Below are 16,062 nucleotides of genomic sequence, written 5' to 3'. Positions count from 1 at the left end.
TAGAGCGAGCCCCCGTGAAAACGCAGGCTCGGACAAACCCGAAGTTTACTTTCCGCACGCCAAGCGAATTGACCGCACCGTGACATTTGCCTGTAAATTGGCCTTGTTGGCCAATCGGTTTTCGTTGTTTCGCAACGAAAGCTTCGAGGAAGCAACGCGACGGAAGCTCTGACCCGTACGCGTTGCGTACCTACTGGAGAAGCAAAGCATGATCGGCAACACCCCTCTCGTCCTCGCCATGGCCTGCGGCCTCGTCGCCGTCGGCTACGGCATCTGGGCCCGCAGCTGGATCCTCGCGAAAGACCCCGGCAACGCGCGAATGCAGGAAATCGCCGCGGCGATCCAGCAAGGCGCCGCGGCCTATCTTGCCAAGCAATACCGGGCCATCGCCGTCGTCGGCATCGTGCTGGCGGTGCTGATCGGACTCTTCCTCGACCTGACGACCGCTGTCGGCTTCGTGATCGGCGCTGTGCTGTCGGGCGCCTGCGGCTTCATCGGGATGAATGTTTCAGTGCGGGCCAACGTGCGGACAGCACAGGCGGCGACGCAGGGAATCGGCCCGGCGCTGGATGTGGCGTTTCGCGGCGGCGCGATCACCGGCATGCTGGTGGTCGGGCTGGGCCTGCTGGGCGTCTCGGGACTTTTCTGGTTCCTGGTGCGCAATGCGGCGCCCGGGATTCCCCTCGCCACGGTGCTGAATCCGCTGATCGGCTTCGCCTTCGGCTCGTCCCTGATCTCGATCTTCGCGCGGCTCGGCGGCGGCATCTTCACCAAGGGTGCCGACGTGGGCGCCGATCTGGTCGGCAAGGTCGAGGCCGGCATTCCCGAGGACGACCCCCGCAACCCGGCAGTGATCGCCGACAACGTGGGCGACAACGTCGGCGATTGCGCCGGCATGGCGGCCGACCTGTTCGAAACCTATGCCGTGACGCTGATCGCGACCATGGTGCTCGGCGCGCTGATGGTGACGGCAGCCCCGGTCAACGCCGTGCTGTATCCGCTGGCGCTGGGCGGCGTGTCGATCATCGCTTCGATCGTCGGCTGCTTCTTCGTCAAGGCGTCGCCGGGCATGGTCAACGTGATGCCAGCACTCTACAAAGGCCTCGCGGTGGCCGGCGCGCTGTCGTTGATCGCGTTCTGGTTCGTCACGGCCTGGCTGATTCCCGACAACGCCATCGCGCCGACGGGCAGCGCGCTGAAGCTCTTCGGCGCCTGCTTTGTCGGCCTGGCGCTGACGGCGGCGCTGGTCTGGGTCACCGAGTACTACACCGGCACACAGTACAAGCCGGTGCAGCACATCGCGCAGGCATCGACCACCGGGCACGGCACCAACATCATTGCCGGCCTGGGAGTCTCGATGCGCTCGACCGCATGGCCGGTGATCTTCGTCTGCATCGCGATACTCGCTTCCTATTCGCTCGCCGGTCTCTACGGCATCGCGGTGGCCGCGACCGCGATGCTGAGCATGGCCGGCATCGTCGTCGCGCTCGACGCCTACGGCCCGATCACCGACAACGCCGGCGGCATTGCCGAGATGGCAGAGTTGCCGCCGAGCGTGCGCGCCGTGACCGATCCGCTCGACGCGGTCGGCAACACCACCAAGGCCGTGACCAAGGGCTACGCCATCGGCTCGGCCGGCCTCGCGTCGCTGGTGCTGTTTGCCGACTACACGCACAAGCTGGAAAGCTACGGCCAGGCGATCACGTTCAACCTGAGCGATCCGATGGTGATCGTCGGGCTGTTCATTGGCGGGCTCATTCCCTACCTGTTCGGCGCGATGGCGATGGAAGCGGTCGGACGCGCGGCCGGCGCAGTCGTGGAAGAGGTGCGGCGCCAGTTCCGCGAGATTCCCGGAATCATGGAAGGCACGGCCAAGCCCGAATACGGCAAGGCGGTCTCGATGCTGACCGGCGCCGCCATCAAGGAAATGATGATTCCGTCGCTGCTGCCGGTGGTGGTGCCGATCGCGGTTGGGCTGCTGCTCGGCCCGAAGGCGCTGGGTGGACTGCTGATGGGCACCATCGTCACCGGCCTGTTCGTGGCGATCAGCATGTGCACCGGCGGCGGTGCCTGGGACAACGCCAAGAAATACATCGAGGATGGCCACCACGGCGGCAAGGGTTCAGAGGCCCACAAGGCCGCCGTCACCGGCGACACGGTCGGCGATCCTTACAAGGACACCGCCGGCCCGGCCGTGAATCCGCTGATCAAGATCATCAACATCGTCGCGCTGCTGATCGTGCCGCTGGTGGTGAGGTTCCACGGCGGCTGACGCCGCTGAGGCCTCTGACGCCGCTGACGCCGTAATCGGGCGTCGCGGCTTATTCGAGCTTGGCGCCGGAGGCCGCGACGATGCCCTTCCACTTGCTGAAGTCTTCCTTCACCAGCGCGGAGAAGGCCTGAGGCGTCATCGGACGCGCCTCGGCGCCCTGCGCGTGGATCGCGTCCCTGGTCTCCGGCAAGGCGAGCTGCTTGTTGACGGCTTCGTTCATTACGGAGACCACCTCCTTCGGCGTGTTGGCCGGCATGAAGATGCCATACCAGGAACTGACATCGAAATCTTTCAGCGCAGTCGATTCGGCGATGGTCGGCACGTCCGGCAGCGAAGGACTGCGCCTAGCGGAAGTCACAGCCAGCGCGCGCAGCTTGCCCGCCTTGACCTGCGACAGGGCCGACGGAATCGATGACACCATCATCGACACCTGACCGCTGATCGTGTCGATCACGGCCGGATTCGATCCCTTGTACGGCACGTGCGAGATCTTGATGCCCGCAGCCAGCTTGAACATCTCGCCGACCAGATGCGTCGTGGTGCCGTTGCCCGGACTGCCGTAGGTGATGGTGTCGGGCGCGGCCTTTGCTGCGGCGATCACGTCGGCCATGTTCCTGAACGGAGAACCGGCCGCCGTCACGATGACCAGCGGAGAGTCGGCGACCATCGCCACAGCCGTCAGGTCCTTCGAAGGGTCGTAGCTGACCTTGTAGAGCCAGGGCGCGACAGCCAGATTGTCCTTCTGACCCATCACCATCTCGTAGCCGGCAGCGGGCTGGCGGACGGCTTCGGAAATGCCGATGGTGCCACCCGCACCCGGCTTGTTGTCGATGACGATCGTCCACTTCGTCGCTTCGGACACGCGCGTGCCGACGATGCGGGCCAGGATGTCGGTGCCGCCGCCCGGCGGAAACGGCACGATCATGCGGATCGGCTTGTTCGGGTAGGTTGCGGTGGAAGCAGCCTGTGCGGAAACCTGGAGCGGCAGCAGGCCCAGCACGGGAATCGTCGAAATCGCCAGCAGCGGCAACAGTTTGCGGATCATGCGGTGTCTCCATCGTCGGCGCGAAACGAGCGCCGGACGCAGTGTCTCGGGTCGCCGAGTCTAATGGAGCGGAATCCGGCCGCCGCCTGGGCGCTCAGTTGAGACGCAGGCTGTGCGGAATGTGCGCTCCCTGCTCCGCGCGCAGCGGAATGCCCTGGAGCGTGTCGAAATCGGAAGCGGCTTCCGGCACCCGCATTTCGTCGAAGCCGTGCAACAGCGCCACCCAGCGCCCTGCCGGCGAACTTGCCGGCTCGTCGTTGCAGAACACGCCATCGCGCAGATAGAAGCTTTCGCCGGCCGGACGTTCGGCATGGAGTTCGCCGAGCCGCGTGATGGGGAACGCGTAGGTCACGAGCTTCTCGCGCGTCTTGCTGTCCTTGCCGCCGCAACTGAACAGGCCTTCCGCGGCGACAACCACGCACGAACCCTCGATCTGCGATTCGACCTGCGCCCCGTTGCGCCAGACGCCGTTCGGCAAGCGGACACGGACCTTGTCGATGACGAGATCGCGCTGCCTGTTGATGCTCGTGAGCGGCGGGACGAGCGACCGGAGTTGCCGCAAGCGATCGACGAAGCTGTCGTCGATGACGAACTGAACGTGGTGGGTTGCACCGCCCGATCGCTTGACAACCTGCATGATGACTTGGCGCGCATTGTTCACGGTGAATCTCCAGCTGAAACGACGAGAAGGTCGCTGAAACAGGCTGTTACACAGCCATCGTGGATTTCACCCTAGCGCGGATTCGAATTCAAGTACCCGTTTTGATTACACACCGTCGATTTCTTCGGCCAACGCCTTGCAGGACGGCGCGCAGACGCTCTGCGACTTGCCCAGCACCTGGCGGGTCCGCATCTGCGAACGCAGGCGGTGCTTGCCGCACATGAAGCACGACATCGTCGCGCCGCTGAACGATGCCGAGGCGCGAAACGGCGATCCGGACGGCTTGGATTTGTAACGAAGACCGTCGGCCACAACGGCAGTTTTCACATCGGGCTTGGACATTCTTGGAATCCTGGTTGAGTTTGTTGACAGGACGCGTCGCCTGCTCGATGCCCGTATTTTGGACGATGCGCCGGAAATGCAAGGTCCGGGCCACCCCTGCCGTCCGCAATGCCTTTGTGTCCAATTCCTTTTAATATGGCTTCCATGCAACTCAACTACATCGCCAACGCTTCCGTTCCGTCGTCTTCGGGCCGCACCCTCCCGGTCATCGATCCGTCCGACGGCGAGCAGTTCGACGAGATCCAGCGCAGCAATGCAGACGACATCGACACCGCCGTGCGCGCGGCGCGCGACTGCTTCGAAGGCGTGTGGCAAAAGGTCAGCGCGGCCGAGCGCGGACGGCTGCTTTACAGGCTGTCGCAGAAGATCGCCGCGCACGTCGACGAGCTCGCGCTGCTCGAACAGCGCGACTGCGGCAAGCCGGTCAAGCAGGCACGGGCCGATGCGCTGGCGCTGGTGCGCTACTTCGAGTTCTATGCCGGCGCCTGCGACAAATTCCACGGCGAAACCATTCCGTATCTCGACGGCTACAGCGTTTTCACCTGGCGCGAGCCGCATGGCGTCACCGGCCACATCGTGCCCTGGAACTACCCGATGCAGATCTTCGGCCGCTGCGTCGGCGGCGCTCTGGCGGCGGGCAACGTCTGCGTGGTCAAGCCGGCCGAAGACGCGTGTCTTTCGGTGATCCGCGTGGCCCAGCTGGCGGCGGAGATCGGCTTTCCGGCCGGCGCGATCAACATCGTGACCGGCTACGGCCATGAAGTCGGCGACGCACTGGCCCGCCATGAAGGCATCGACCACATCAGCTTCACCGGCAGCCCGAAGATCGGCACGCTGATCCAGCAGATCGCCGCCGAACGCCGCTGCCCCGTCACGCTGGAGCTGGGCGGCAAGAGCCCGCAGATCGTGTTTGCCGATGCCGACATCGGCGCCGCGGTGCCGGTGCTCATCAACGCCATCGTGCAGAACTCGGGCCAGACCTGCTCGGCCGGCTCGCGTGTGCTGATCCAGCGAGAAATCTACGAACTGGTGCTCGACCGGCTCGGTAAAGCGTTCGAGGCGCTGCGCGTCGGCCCGGCCGCGATGGACCTCGACGTCGGCCCGCTGATCCGCCAGACGCAACAGCAGCGCGTCTGGGACTTTCTCTCCGATGCGCAAGTCGCCGGCATTCCGATGGTGGCGCAGGGCGTGGTCGTCGACGAAGCGCCCGAAACCGGCTTCTACCAGGCGCCGACCCTGCTGCGCGACGTGCCGGTCGACCATCGACTGGCGCAGGAAGAAGTCTTCGGCCCGGTACTCGCGGCGATGTCGTTCAGCGACGAGGACGAAGCGGTGGCGCTGGCCAACGCGACGCAGTTCGGATTGGTTGCCGGCGTCTGGACGGAGAACGGCGCGCGCCAGTTCCGCATGGCCAAGCGCGTGCGCGCCGGGCAGGTATTCATCAACAACTACGGCGCTGGCGGCGGCGTCGAATTGCCGTTCGGCGGCGTGAAATCGTCAGGCTACGGCCGCGAAAAGGGCTTCGAAGCGCTTTACGGCTTCACGACGCTGAAGACGGTCGCGGTCAAGCACGGCTGAAGCGGCTTTCCCCGCGCGGTCAAAGGGACAGGTGGCATCGGGTAAATTGCCGCACCCCCAACGCCCAGCAATGACAGAAACCTCCGTTCCCCTCGCCGACATCCGCCGGGCGCGCCGCGCGCCGGGTCCGGCTTTTCCTGTTCCGGCGACTGGAATCCTTTTCGATCTTCTGGGCCGTCCGCTCACGGACCTGCGCATCAGCGTGACCGATCGCTGCAACTTTCGCTGCAGCTACTGCATGCCCAAGGAAGTGTTCGACAAGAACCACCGCTACGTTCCGCATGCCGATCTGCTCAGTTTCGAGGAAATCACCCGTCTGGCGCGGCTGTTCGCGGCCCACGGCGTGCGCAAGCTGCGCCTGACGGGCGGCGAGCCGCTGTTGCGCAAGAATCTCGAGGCCTTGATCGCGCAGCTTGCCGAGTTGCGCACCTCCGATGGCCAGCCGCTCGACCTCACGCTCACCACCAACGCCTCTCTGCTGGCCCGGAAGGCCGCAGCGCTCAAGGCGGCCGGTCTTTCGCGCGTGACGATCAGCCTGGACGCTCTCGACGACACCGTGTTCCGCCGCATGAACGATGTCGACTTTCCGGTCGACGACGTGCTGGCCGGCATCGCGGCGGCGCGCGAGGTCGGGCTGGGACCGATCAAGGTCAACATGGTCGTCAAGCGCGGCACCAACGACCACGAGATCCTGCCGATGGCACGCTATTTTCGCGGCACCGGCGTCGTGCTTCGATTCATCGAATACATGGATGTCGGCGCAACCAACGGCTGGCGGATGGACGAAGTACTGCCGTCCGCCGAAGTGGTGCGACGCATCGGCGAGGAATTTCCGCTGGTACCGATCGAGGCGACGGCCATCGGAGAAACCGCGCAGCGCTGGGCCTATGCCGACGGCCAGGGCGAGATCGGCGTCATCAGCAGCGTGACGCAGGCGTTTTGCGGCGATTGCAGCCGCGCGCGGCTGTCGACCGAGGGAAAACTGTATTTGTGCCTTTTCGCAGGGACCGGACATGACCTGCGTCCATTGCTGCGCGCGAACGAAGCCGCGGGTCTGGAAGTCGCGAGCGACGCGCAGATCCTGTCCGAGATCGGGCACATCTGGCACGGTCGTGACGACCGCTATTCGGAGCTGCGGGCGTTGCGCGCCCCCGAGGCGCCGCGCGTCGAAGGCGATGCGCCGCCGCCGCGACGCGTCGAGATGAGCTACATCGGCGGATGACTGACGGATGACGGGCGGATGAAGATCTCGGCGCAAGACGTCACCGGCCTCGTGCTTGCAGGCGGGCGCGCGACCCGGATGGGCGGTGTCGACAAAGGCCTTCAGCTTTTCGAAGGCACTGCGCTCGCGCTTCATTCGCTGCGGCGTCTGCGGCCGCAGGTGTCCGGAGTGGCCGTCAACGCCAACCGCAACCTGGCGGTCTACGAAGCCTTCGATGTGCCGGTCTGGCCCGACGGGCTGGTCGACTATCCAGGCCCGCTGGCCGGTTTTCTGAGCGGCCTTGCGCATTGCCGGACGCCGTGGTTGCTGACCGTGCCTTGCGACACGCCGCGATTTCCGCAGGACCTGGCAGAACGCATGGTCCAGGCGCTGGCTGATTCCGGCGATGCGGAGATTGCCGTTGCCGCTGCACCGGAAGCGGATCGTCAGGGCGCGATCGCATTACGCACGCAGCCCGTGTTCTGCCTGCTCCCGGCCGCGCTGCTCGGCAGCCTGTCGCTTTTCACCGCACAAGGCGGACGAAAGATCGACGCCTGGACGGCGCAGCATCGCTGCGTCGTCGTGCCGTTCGACCGCCCCGGCGACGCCACGGAAGCTTTTGCCAACGCGAACACGCTCGCGGAGCTGAAGGCGCTGGAAACCGCAGGAGCGCCGCGATGAAACGCATTGCCGACATCGCGGCCACTTTGGCCGGCTACGACCCCGATGCGATGAGCGTCGACGAGGTCCGGACGTTTCTCGATGATCTGATCGGCGACAGGTCGGTCAGCGCCTCCGAAACGCTGCCGCTGCGAGACGTGCTCGGGCGCGTTCTTGCCAGCGACGTGATCTGTCCGGTCGACGTGCCGCCGCATGACAACGCGGCGATGGACGGCTATGCCCTCCGAGGTACGGCACTTTCGGTCGGCGGCGATCTGCAACTGCGCGTCGTCGGCACGGCGTTGGCTGGGAAGACGTGGCAAGGGACGGTCGACGTTGCCGAAGCGGTGCGCATCACCACCGGCGCCGTCATGCCGAACGGACTCGACACCGTGGTGCCCAGGGAATTCTGCGTGATCGACGGCGACGAAGTCCGCTTTCCCGCGTCGGCATTGCGCTGTGGCGCCAATCGCAGGCTTGCCGGCGAAGACCTGAAAGCCGGCTCTCCCGCGCTGGCGCGAGGTTCGTTGATCGGGCCGGCCGCGCTGGGCCTTGTCGCCAGCCTGGGCCTGACGACGCTGCCGGTGCTGCGCCGCCTGCGGGTCGCCTACTTCTCGACGGGCGACGAGATCATGAGTCCGGGCGATGCGCCGCGCGAAGGCGCCGTGTACGACAGCAACCGCTACACCGTGTTCGGCCTCCTCACGCGCCTGGGCTGCGAGATCGTCGATATCGGTCAGGTCCGGGACGATCCGGCAGCGCTAGTGGCGGCATTGCGGATCGCGGCGCTGACTGCGGATGCCATCGTCACCAGCGGCGGTGTCAGCGCCGGGGAGGCAGATCACACGCGCGAAGCGATGCAGCGCGTCGGCGACATGGCTTTCTGGCGCGTGGCGATGCGCCCTGGACGACCGATGGCCGTCGGTCTCGTGTCGAGACCGGGCCATGAAGACGACGACGCCGGCACCGCCGTCCTGTTCGGCCTGCCCGGTAATCCGGTCGCGACGATGGTCACCTTTCTGGCCTTCGTCCGCCCCGCCCTGCTTCGGCTGATGGGCTGCAACGCAGATTGCCGCAGACCGGCACCGATGCTTCGCGCCCGCAGCGTCACGGCGATCGGCAAGCGGCCCGGCCGTACCGAATACCAGCGCGGCTTCGTCAGCGTCTCGCCGGGGGGTTCGCCCGACCGCCTTCCCGAAGTGCGGATCGCCGGCAATCAGGGCTCGGGCGTGCTGAGTTCGATGGTCGAAGCCAACGGACTCGTCGTACTGGGCCATTCGCAGGGCGACGTGGCGCCCGGCGAGACCGTGGATGTCCTGATGTTCGACGGCGCAATCTAGGCGTCGTCCAGGCGCGCTCTCACCGCATCCTGATCAGATCCCTGTTCGCTCAAAGCCGCCCCTGCGCCTTGAGCACGCCCTTGTTGGCCAGCGCGTCGGCGCGTTCGTTGCCGGGATCGCCGGAATGACCCTTGACCCAGCGCCACTCGATCTGGTGCCCGGCTTCCTGCACCAGCTTGTCCAGCCTCTGCCAGAGTTCGACGTTCTTGACCGGCTGCTTCGCGGCGGTGCGCCAGCCCTTGGCTTTCCAGCCGTGGATCCACTCGGTGATGCCCTGGCGCACGTACTGGCTGTCCAGGTAGAGCACGACCTTGCACGGCCGCTTGAGCGCAGCCAGCCCCTCGATCACGGCTTCGAGTTCCATGCGGTTGTTGGTCGTGTTGAGCTCGCCGCCGAAGATTTCCTTCTCGGTCGTGCCCGATTTCAACCACGCTCCCCATCCGCCCGGCCCTGGATTGCCCTTGCAGGCGCCGTCGGTGTAGATCTGCACTTCGTCCATCTTTGCTTTCCCGATCCGTCAATCTGTCTTGTGAATGCGCCCGGCGATCGGCACGGGCGCTGTCGTCGCACGCTTCCGGGCGGCAACCCGCCAGTCGGCATTGAGCAGACGCATGCCTCGCACGCGCTTGACCGCGACCAGAAAATACACCGCGCCGAAGATCGGCCACCAGCGCGCGCCGGCAGAGTCGAACCAGCGATAGCGCTCCAGCCACGCATCGGTGCTCACCGCGGGACGGTACGCACCGAACCGGCTCGATTCGACCTCGAAACCCAGCAGCCGCAACCAGTCGCGCATGCGCCGATAGCCGATGAAATCGCCGGCCTCCGGCAGGAACAGGTCGCCCAGTCCCAGCCGGCGGTACAGGCGTGCGCGCCTTTGCCGCAAGCCCCAGAGACTCGCCGGATTCATGCAGCAGATGACGACCCGGCCTTCCGGCACCAGCACGCGCTCGACTTCGCGCAGCGTGGCATGCGGATCGGCGTTGAGCTCCAAAGTGTGCGGCAGCAGGACCAGGTCGAGGCTGTTGGCCGCGAACGGCAGCGCGTCGAATTCGGTGAGCAACGCGGCATTTCCGTGGCGGCGGACCACCGCGTCGGCATCGAATTCGGTGCCCGGGTCCGCTGCGAGCCATCGGTGCGGAATGCGGTTGGCGCGCAGGCCGTCGACCTTGTCCAGCCCCAGCTGGAGGGCGTGGTAGCCGAACACGTCGGCCACCGCACGGTCGAACTGGTCCTGCTCCCAGGCAAGCAGGTAGCGGCCGGGCGGGGTATCGAACCAATCCTGCAAACCTATAATTTGACCGCTCATGAAACTCATTCCGCTGCCCGCTTTTACCGACAACTACATCTGGATGCTGCAGGACGGAGTCCACGCGATCGTGGTGGACCCTGGAGAAGCCGAACCTGTGTTCGATGCGCTGGCGCGCGACAATCTGCAGCTGGCCGCGATTCTAGTCACGCACCATCACGGCGATCACACGGCCGGCGTGCCCGCGTTGCGCGAAGCGACCGGCGCCACCGTATTCGGCCCAGCGCGCGAAAGCATTGCCCATCCTTATGTCCCGCTCTCGCAAGGCGACCATGCCGATGTACTCGGCCTGCGCTTCGAGGTCATCGATATTCCCGGCCACACCGCGGGGCATATCGCGTTCTTCCTGCCGGGTGCACCCGGCCGCGAGCCGCTGGTCTTCTGCGGCGACACCTTGTTCTCCGGCGGCTGCGGGCGTTTGTTCGAAGGCACGCCGGCGCAGATGCTGGCTTCGCTCGACGCGCTCGCCATGTTGCCGGACGACACCCGCATCTGTTGCGGGCACGAATACACACTTTCTAACCTGCGCTTTGCGCGCGCCGTGGAACCCCGCAACGCGGAGTTGACTCAGTACATGGCGCAGTGCGAGGCATTGCGCGCGCAGAACCGGCCCACGCTGCCCGCGCAGCTCGGCATCGAGCGCCGGATCAATCCCTTTCTTCGCAGTCGCGAAGCCGACGTCCTTCAGGCGCTGCATGCGCAGGCCGGACTCCCAGCCCATGCCGGCGAAGTCGAAGCCTTCGCCGCCTTGCGCCAATGGAAAAACGAATTTAGATGAACTTTCTGACTGCGGCCGTTCTCGCCGGCGCCCTCTTCCTCACGGGCTGCGCGAGCACGACCTCACCCAATTCCTCATCGGCACGCGCCGGCGGCACCGGCTCCACCGTCGGCGTTCCCGAAGGTTCGGCGGCACCAGTCTATCCGGGCGGACAGCTGACTCCGATCGCCAGCGCCGGCCAGTCCGGTTCGCGCAGCGTCGTCGCGCTGGCGCCGCCGGTCGATATGTGGGATCGCATCCGTCGCGGTTTCAAGATGCCCGACCTCGACACCGACCTGGTCCGCGACCAGGAGCAGTGGTATGCGACCCGGCCCGATTACGTCGCCCGCATGACCGAGCGCTCCAACCGCTACATCTTCCACATCGTCGAAGAGCTCGAGCGTCGCAACATGCCGACCGAGCTCGCGCTGCTGCCGTTCATCGAGAGCGCCTTCAATCCGCAGGCCGTCTCCAGCGCACGCGCCGCCGGCATGTGGCAGTTCATGCCCGCCACCGGCACTGATTACGACCTGAAGCAGAACATCTTCCGCGACGACCGCCGAGACGTGCTCGCATCGACCCGCGCCGCGCTCGACTACCTGCAGCGCCTCTACACCATGTTCGGCGACTGGCACCTGGCGCTGGCGGCCTACAACTGGGGCGAAGGCAGCGTCGGTCGTGCGATCGCAAAGAACCAGAAGCTGGGTCTTCCGACCGGCTACACCGACCTTTCCATGCCGGCCGAGACGCGCGGCTACGTCCCCAAGCTGCAGGCGGTGAAGAACATCGTGGCCGATCCGCTGCGCTTCCAGGTCGACCTGCCGGTGATCGCCAATCACCCGTACTTCCAGACCGTCACGCTCGCGCGCGATCTCGATGTGTCGCTCGCAGCCAAGCTGGCAGACGTGCGCATCGACGACTTCCGCGCGCTCAACCCTGCCGCCCACAAACCCGTGCTGCTCGCGGCCGGCACGCCGCAGATCCTGCTGCCCTGGGACAACGCAGCTGTGTTCCAGCGCAACTTCGATGCTTTCAGCCAGGGCCAGTTCGCCAGCTGGACCGCCTGGACCGTGCCGTCGACGATGACGGTGACCGACGCGGCCCAACGCTCCGGGATGAGCGAAACCGATCTGCGGGCCATCAACAACGTGCCGCCGCGGATGCTGATCAAGGCCGGCTCGACGCTGATCGTGCCGCGCGGCGCGCGCGTGATGGATGACGTGGGCGCGCTGGTCGCGGACACCGGCCATTTGAGCTTCCAGCCCGAGATCGTCACGCGTCGCACCGTGGTGAAGGCGGGCCGCAACGAGAGCGTCACCACCATCGCACGCCGCTACCGCCTGAGCCCGGCAAACGTCGCCGACTGGAACGATGTCAAGACGACGGCCGCATTCCAGCGCGGCTTCCAGGTCGTCGTGTTCCTGCCGGTGCAGGCTGCGCGTGCCGCCAGCGTCGGCTCCGGTACGAATACTGGCGCCAGTACCGGCACCCCTCGCGGCGTCGGTGCCAAGGCGCCAGTGCGCAAGGGTCTGGCGGCGGCCACATCGACGCCGAGAATGGCGGTAACGAAATCTTCCGGCCGCAGTGCACCGATCGTGAAGACGCCGCGCGGCGGAACGCCCTCGAAGACGAGGCGTTGAGCGACTAGAGCTTCCCGGTCTGGCTGCTCTGCGGTTGCCACTTCATCAGCCGCTTCTCGACCAGACCGACGATCGCGTCGAGCAGCAGCGCGAACGCGGTCAACACCACGATTCCTGCAAAGACGGTGTTGACGTCGAACGTACCCTCCGCCTGCAGGATCAGGTAACCGACGCCGCGTGCCGAGCCAAGATACTCGCCGACCACCGCGCCGACGAAAGCCAGCCCGACGGCGGTATGCAGGCTCGAGAACACCCAGCTGGTCGCGCTCGGCAGATACACCGTCCGCAAAAGCTGGCGCTGGTTCGCGCCGAGCATGCGCGCATTCGCCAGCACCACGGGGCTGACTTCCCGCACGCCCTGGTAGACGTTGAAGAAAACGATGAAGAACACCAGCGTCACCGCCAGCGCCACCTTGCTCCAGATTCCCAGGCCGAACCACAGCGCGAAGATCGGCGCCAGGATCACGCGCGGCATCGAGTTGGCGGCCTTGATGTACGGATCGAGTATCAGGCTGGCTGTCGGTGCCAATGCGAGCCAGAGCCCGCATGCAAGCCCCAGCGCGGTGCCGATACCGAAGGCCAGCACGGTCTCCAGCAATGTCGTGCCCAGATGCCGGTAGATGTCGGCATTGCCCGGCAAGCCGTCGGGAAACAGCACATTCTTCGTCACCGCGAACGGCAGGAACCAGCTCCAGATCCGGCCAGCGACCTGGATCGGTTCGCCGACAAAGAAGGCGAACTGCTGATTGCGCGAAGCCAGATGCCACGACAGCAGCAGAACCGCGAGCAAGCCGACCTGCCAGGCCCTTGCATTCCGCTGGCTCGGCTTGAACGCGCTCAGGATGCTCATGCGACTTTCTTCAACTGCTGGGCATAGCCCTTGAGCACCTCGTCGCGCAACACGTTCCAGATCTGCGTATGAAGTTCGACGAAGCGCGTATGCGTGCGCACTTCGGCCACGTCGCGCGGTCGGTCGAGGTCGATGACGAACTCGCCGATCGGATGCGTCGCCGGTCCGGCGGAGAGCACTATCACGCGGTCGCTCATCGCGATGGCCTCGTCGAGATCGTGCGTGATGAAAAGCACCGCCTTCTTCTTCGCGGCCCACAGGTCCAGCACTTCGTTTTCCATCAGTTGACGGGTCTGGATGTCAAGTGCGCTGAAGGGTTCGTCCATCAGGATGATGTCCGGGTCGACAGCCAGCGTCTGGGCCAGCGCGGCGCGCTTGCGCATGCCGCCCGACATCTGGTGCGGATAGCGGTCACCGAAACCGGAAAGCCCCACGCGTGCGAGCCAGGCTTCGGCCTGGTTGCGCGCATCGGCATCGGCGACACCGCGGTACTGCAACCCGAGCATCACGTTGTCGATGGCACTGCGCCACGGCATCAGCGCCTCGGTCTGGAACATGTAGCCGGCGCGGCGGTTGATGCCTTCAAGCGGCTGTCCGAACACCTTCACCGCGCCCGACGAAGGCACGAGAAGACCGGCGCCGACATTCAGCAGTGTCGACTTGCCACAGCCGGTCGGACCGACGACGGAAACGAATTCGCCCTCGCGGATGCGCAAGGTGGTGTCTGCGACCGCCGTGTACCCGGCACTCCGGCCGTCGTTGGCGCCGAAGGTGCAGCGGATGTCGAGCAGTTCGAGAGCGTAAGGATTCGATGCAACTGTCATGAGCGAGCGTGGTCAGCGGGCACGGTCAACGGTCAGGCCTTGAATCTGTCCTTTGCGCGCCGCGCGAACTCGTTCGTGAAAGTCTTGGCGAGGTCGATCCGGTCGGCCTTGACGCTGGTGTCGAAGCTGGCGATGGCATTCAGCGCCGTCTTCGGTCCGTCGGCCGGCAACATGCCGTCGGTCGACAGCGCCTCGCGCACCTTGTCGAACGACGCCAGATACAGCGCGCGGTCGCCGAGCAGGTAGTTTTCCGGCACCGTCTTGATGATGTCGCCCGGCCCTGCCGTCTGCAGCCACTTCAGCGCGTGGACGATGGCGTTAGCAAGTGCCTGGCAGGTATTCGGATTCTTCTGCACGAAGTCGGCCGATGCGTACAGGCAGCCCGAAGGCATCGGCCCGCCAAAAAGCTCCTGCGTGCCCTTGAGCGTGCGCGTGTCGCTGATGATCTTCACGTCGCCTTTCTGCTCCAGCATCGTCATCACCGGATCGACGTTGCTGATCGCGTCGATCTGACCCGAGCGCAATGCGGTGAGCGCGCCGGCCGATACGCCGACGCCGACGAAGCTCACGTCGCCGGCCTTCAGGCCTGCACGCGACAGGATCAGGTTGGCGACCATGTTCGTCGACGAGCCCGGCGCCGAAACGCCGATCTTCTTGCCCCGCAGGTCCACAACGCCCGAATAGCCCGGCATCGTCTTGGTCGAAACGCCGAACGCGATCTGCGGCGCCCTGCCCTGCATCACGAAGGCCTGGAAGATCTGGTTCTTGGCCTGAAGATTGAGTGTGTGTTCGTAGGCGCCCGAGCACACGTCGGCCGAGCCTCCGACCACCGCCTGCAACGCACGCGCACCGCCCGCGAAATCCGATATCTCGACCTCGAGCCCCTCGGCCTTGAAGTAGCCCAGTTGCTCGGCAATGGTGAGCGGCAGGTAATAGAACGCTGCCTTGCCGCCGACGGCGATCGAGATACGTGATTTTTCGAGCTTTGCCTGTTGTGCCCCGACATGATTCGCTGCGATGGCGACGATGCCCATCGCAGCGGCGACAGAAGTGAAAGTGCGGCGTTTAAGCATTCGCGGGCTCCCCGTAATCGATCTTGTTCTGGTGACAAGACGAGCTTAGGCGAGCCCAAAATCCGAAGCATCGGGAACATCCCGTGCGGGTTTCCACGGGACGAAGAAAGTATCTATCGACCCGCGAAAAGGATGGCGATGTTCGTGAAGAGTCCGAGCGCGAAGACCGCGCTTCTCGCCGTCCCCATGCCGCCGATGTAGAGCGCGATGAATGCAATCCGGAACACGACGTAAGCCGTCGCCAGCAGATCGATGCGACCCTGGCTGGCGCCGAGCTGATGGGCAACGATCACGGCGCCGATGAAGAACGGCAGCCCTTCGAAAGAGTTGGTTTGCGCCGCGATGGCACGAGCGCGCCAGCCAGTCTGTTGCGCAGCCCAGTCGCGCGGCTTCTGGTTGTCGTGTCCGCCGAACGCGCCGGCCTTGGCGATGTACGCGCAGATGTACGGGAGCATCGCGGCAACGAGCACGCACCAGTAGGCAATGCTCAACGCGGGAATGTGCATGTCT

General features: G+C 65.4%; 16 protein-coding genes. 7 read left to right on the top strand and 9 right to left on the bottom strand.

Annotated features, from left to right (window positions below; translation table 11 throughout):
- Positions 1-208 precede the first annotated feature (208 nt).
- Positions 209-2,272: a sodium-translocating pyrophosphatase gene (locus ACSFA3_RS00460; RefSeq protein WP_435503440.1), complete on the top strand. Its 2,064-nt coding sequence runs from the start codon at positions 209-211 to the stop codon at positions 2,270-2,272.
- Between the two features lie 49 nt (positions 2,273-2,321).
- On the opposite strand, the gene ACSFA3_RS00455 is transcribed toward ACSFA3_RS00460, so the two are convergent.
- From ACSFA3_RS00455 to ACSFA3_RS00445, 3 genes are all read right to left on the bottom strand, one after another.
- Positions 2,322-3,317 carry a Bug family tripartite tricarboxylate transporter substrate binding protein gene (locus tag ACSFA3_RS00455; protein WP_435503439.1) on the bottom strand — a complete coding sequence of 332 codons (996 nt, stop codon included), beginning with the start codon at positions 3,315-3,317 and terminating at the stop codon, positions 2,322-2,324.
- A 94-nt stretch (positions 3,318-3,411) separates the two neighbouring features.
- Positions 3,412-3,978 carry a hypothetical protein gene (locus tag ACSFA3_RS00450; RefSeq protein WP_435503438.1) on the bottom strand — a complete coding sequence of 189 codons (567 nt, stop codon included), beginning with the start codon at positions 3,976-3,978 and terminating at the stop codon, positions 3,412-3,414.
- A gap of 105 nt (positions 3,979-4,083) precedes the next feature.
- Positions 4,084-4,320 (bottom strand): hypothetical protein, encoded by a 237-nt coding sequence (locus ACSFA3_RS00445; RefSeq protein WP_435503437.1) that lies wholly within the window; start codon positions 4,318-4,320, stop codon positions 4,084-4,086.
- Positions 4,321-4,464: 144 nt separating this feature from the next.
- Here ACSFA3_RS00445 and ACSFA3_RS00440 point away from each other — a divergent pair, with 144 nt between their 5' ends.
- The 4 genes from ACSFA3_RS00440 (at position 4,465) to moeA (ending at position 9,099) form a co-directional block, all read left to right on the top strand.
- Positions 4,465-5,898, top strand: coding sequence for an aldehyde dehydrogenase family protein (locus tag ACSFA3_RS00440; protein ID WP_435503436.1), 1,434 nt, complete (start codon positions 4,465-4,467; stop codon positions 5,896-5,898).
- Positions 5,899-5,968: 70 nt separating this feature from the next.
- The gene (moaA, locus tag ACSFA3_RS00435; protein WP_435503435.1) at positions 5,969-7,120 is read left to right on the top strand and encodes a GTP 3',8-cyclase MoaA; all 1,152 of its coding nucleotides are present in this window, start codon (positions 5,969-5,971) and stop codon (positions 7,118-7,120) included.
- An 18-nt stretch (positions 7,121-7,138) separates the two neighbouring features.
- On the top strand, positions 7,139-7,780 hold the full coding sequence (mobA, locus tag ACSFA3_RS00430; protein WP_435503434.1) for a molybdenum cofactor guanylyltransferase MobA: 642 nt from the start codon (positions 7,139-7,141) through the stop codon (positions 7,778-7,780).
- Positions 7,777-9,099: a molybdopterin molybdotransferase MoeA gene (moeA, locus tag ACSFA3_RS00425; RefSeq protein ID WP_435503433.1), complete on the top strand. Its 1,323-nt coding sequence runs from the start codon at positions 7,777-7,779 to the stop codon at positions 9,097-9,099. Before mobA ends, moeA begins: the two co-directional genes overlap by 4 nt.
- Before the next feature lie 49 nt (positions 9,100-9,148).
- Here the strand turns inward: moeA and rnhA are convergent, their stop codons facing one another.
- Positions 9,149-9,598 carry a ribonuclease HI gene (rnhA, locus tag ACSFA3_RS00420; protein WP_435503432.1) on the bottom strand — a complete coding sequence of 150 codons (450 nt, stop codon included), beginning with the start codon at positions 9,596-9,598 and terminating at the stop codon, positions 9,149-9,151.
- A gap of 18 nt (positions 9,599-9,616) precedes the next feature.
- Positions 9,617-10,387 (bottom strand): class I SAM-dependent methyltransferase, encoded by a 771-nt coding sequence (locus tag ACSFA3_RS00415; protein WP_435504915.1) that lies wholly within the window; start codon positions 10,385-10,387, stop codon positions 9,617-9,619.
- Between the two features lie 19 nt (positions 10,388-10,406).
- On the opposite strand from ACSFA3_RS00415, the gene gloB reads away from it, so the two are divergent.
- Positions 10,407-11,186: a hydroxyacylglutathione hydrolase gene (gloB, locus tag ACSFA3_RS00410; protein WP_435503431.1), complete on the top strand. Its 780-nt coding sequence runs from the start codon at positions 10,407-10,409 to the stop codon at positions 11,184-11,186.
- Entirely contained in the window at positions 11,183-12,805 is a 1,623-nt protein-coding gene (locus ACSFA3_RS00405; RefSeq protein WP_435503430.1) for a transglycosylase SLT domain-containing protein, read from the top strand. Before gloB ends, ACSFA3_RS00405 begins: the two co-directional genes overlap by 4 nt.
- A gap of 4 nt (positions 12,806-12,809) precedes the next feature.
- Here the strand turns inward: ACSFA3_RS00405 and ACSFA3_RS00400 are convergent, their stop codons facing one another.
- From ACSFA3_RS00400 to ACSFA3_RS00385, 4 genes are all read right to left on the bottom strand, one after another.
- Positions 12,810-13,655 carry an ABC transporter permease gene (locus ACSFA3_RS00400; RefSeq protein WP_435503429.1) on the bottom strand — a complete coding sequence of 282 codons (846 nt, stop codon included), beginning with the start codon at positions 13,653-13,655 and terminating at the stop codon, positions 12,810-12,812.
- Complete coding sequence (locus ACSFA3_RS00395; RefSeq protein WP_435503428.1) at positions 13,652-14,479, bottom strand: ABC transporter ATP-binding protein; 828 nt, start codon at positions 14,477-14,479, stop codon at positions 13,652-13,654. Before ACSFA3_RS00395 ends, ACSFA3_RS00400 begins: the two co-directional genes overlap by 4 nt.
- 32 nt (positions 14,480-14,511) lie before the next feature.
- Positions 14,512-15,552 (bottom strand): ABC transporter substrate-binding protein, encoded by a 1,041-nt coding sequence (locus ACSFA3_RS00390; RefSeq protein ID WP_435503427.1) that lies wholly within the window; start codon positions 15,550-15,552, stop codon positions 14,512-14,514.
- A 113-nt stretch (positions 15,553-15,665) separates the two neighbouring features.
- Positions 15,666-16,058 carry an MAPEG family protein gene (locus ACSFA3_RS00385; RefSeq protein ID WP_435503426.1) on the bottom strand — a complete coding sequence of 131 codons (393 nt, stop codon included), beginning with the start codon at positions 16,056-16,058 and terminating at the stop codon, positions 15,666-15,668.
- Positions 16,059-16,062: the final 4 nt, after the last annotated feature.

Source organism: Variovorax glucosi (assembly GCF_051216695.1).
Lineage (GTDB): Bacteria > Pseudomonadota > Gammaproteobacteria > Burkholderiales > Burkholderiaceae_C > Variovorax.
Note: the sequence above shows the minus strand (reverse complement) of the source record. Positions and strands in the feature narration are given on the sequence as shown.

Bases quoted from the DNA above. Each gene is read 5' to 3' on its own strand.
- ACSFA3_RS00400 (WP_435503429.1), bottom strand. From the start codon at position 13,655: ATGAGCATCCTGAGCGCGTTCAAGCCGAGCCAGCGGAATGCAAGGGCC.
- ACSFA3_RS00390 (WP_435503427.1), bottom strand. From the start codon at position 15,552: ATGCTTAAACGCCGCACTTTCACTTCTGTCGCCGCTGCGATGGGCATC.
- ACSFA3_RS00395 (WP_435503428.1), bottom strand. From the start codon at position 14,479: ATGACAGTTGCATCGAATCCTTACGCTCTCGAACTGCTCGACATCCGC.
- moeA (WP_435503433.1), top strand. From the start codon at position 7,777: ATGAAACGCATTGCCGACATCGCGGCCACTTTGGCCGGCTACGACCCC.
- ACSFA3_RS00460 (WP_435503440.1), top strand. From the start codon at position 209: ATGATCGGCAACACCCCTCTCGTCCTCGCCATGGCCTGCGGCCTCGTC.
- mobA (WP_435503434.1), top strand. From the start codon at position 7,139: ATGAAGATCTCGGCGCAAGACGTCACCGGCCTCGTGCTTGCAGGCGGG.
- gloB (WP_435503431.1), top strand. From the start codon at position 10,407: ATGAAACTCATTCCGCTGCCCGCTTTTACCGACAACTACATCTGGATG.
- ACSFA3_RS00405 (WP_435503430.1), top strand. From the start codon at position 11,183: ATGAACTTTCTGACTGCGGCCGTTCTCGCCGGCGCCCTCTTCCTCACG.
- ACSFA3_RS00385 (WP_435503426.1), bottom strand. From the start codon at position 16,058: ATGCACATTCCCGCGTTGAGCATTGCCTACTGGTGCGTGCTCGTTGCC.
- rnhA (WP_435503432.1), bottom strand. From the start codon at position 9,598: ATGGACGAAGTGCAGATCTACACCGACGGCGCCTGCAAGGGCAATCCA.
- ACSFA3_RS00440 (WP_435503436.1), top strand. From the start codon at position 4,465: ATGCAACTCAACTACATCGCCAACGCTTCCGTTCCGTCGTCTTCGGGC.
- moaA (WP_435503435.1), top strand. From the start codon at position 5,969: ATGACAGAAACCTCCGTTCCCCTCGCCGACATCCGCCGGGCGCGCCGC.
- ACSFA3_RS00455 (WP_435503439.1), bottom strand. From the start codon at position 3,317: ATGATCCGCAAACTGTTGCCGCTGCTGGCGATTTCGACGATTCCCGTG.
- ACSFA3_RS00445 (WP_435503437.1), bottom strand. From the start codon at position 4,320: ATGTCCAAGCCCGATGTGAAAACTGCCGTTGTGGCCGACGGTCTTCGT.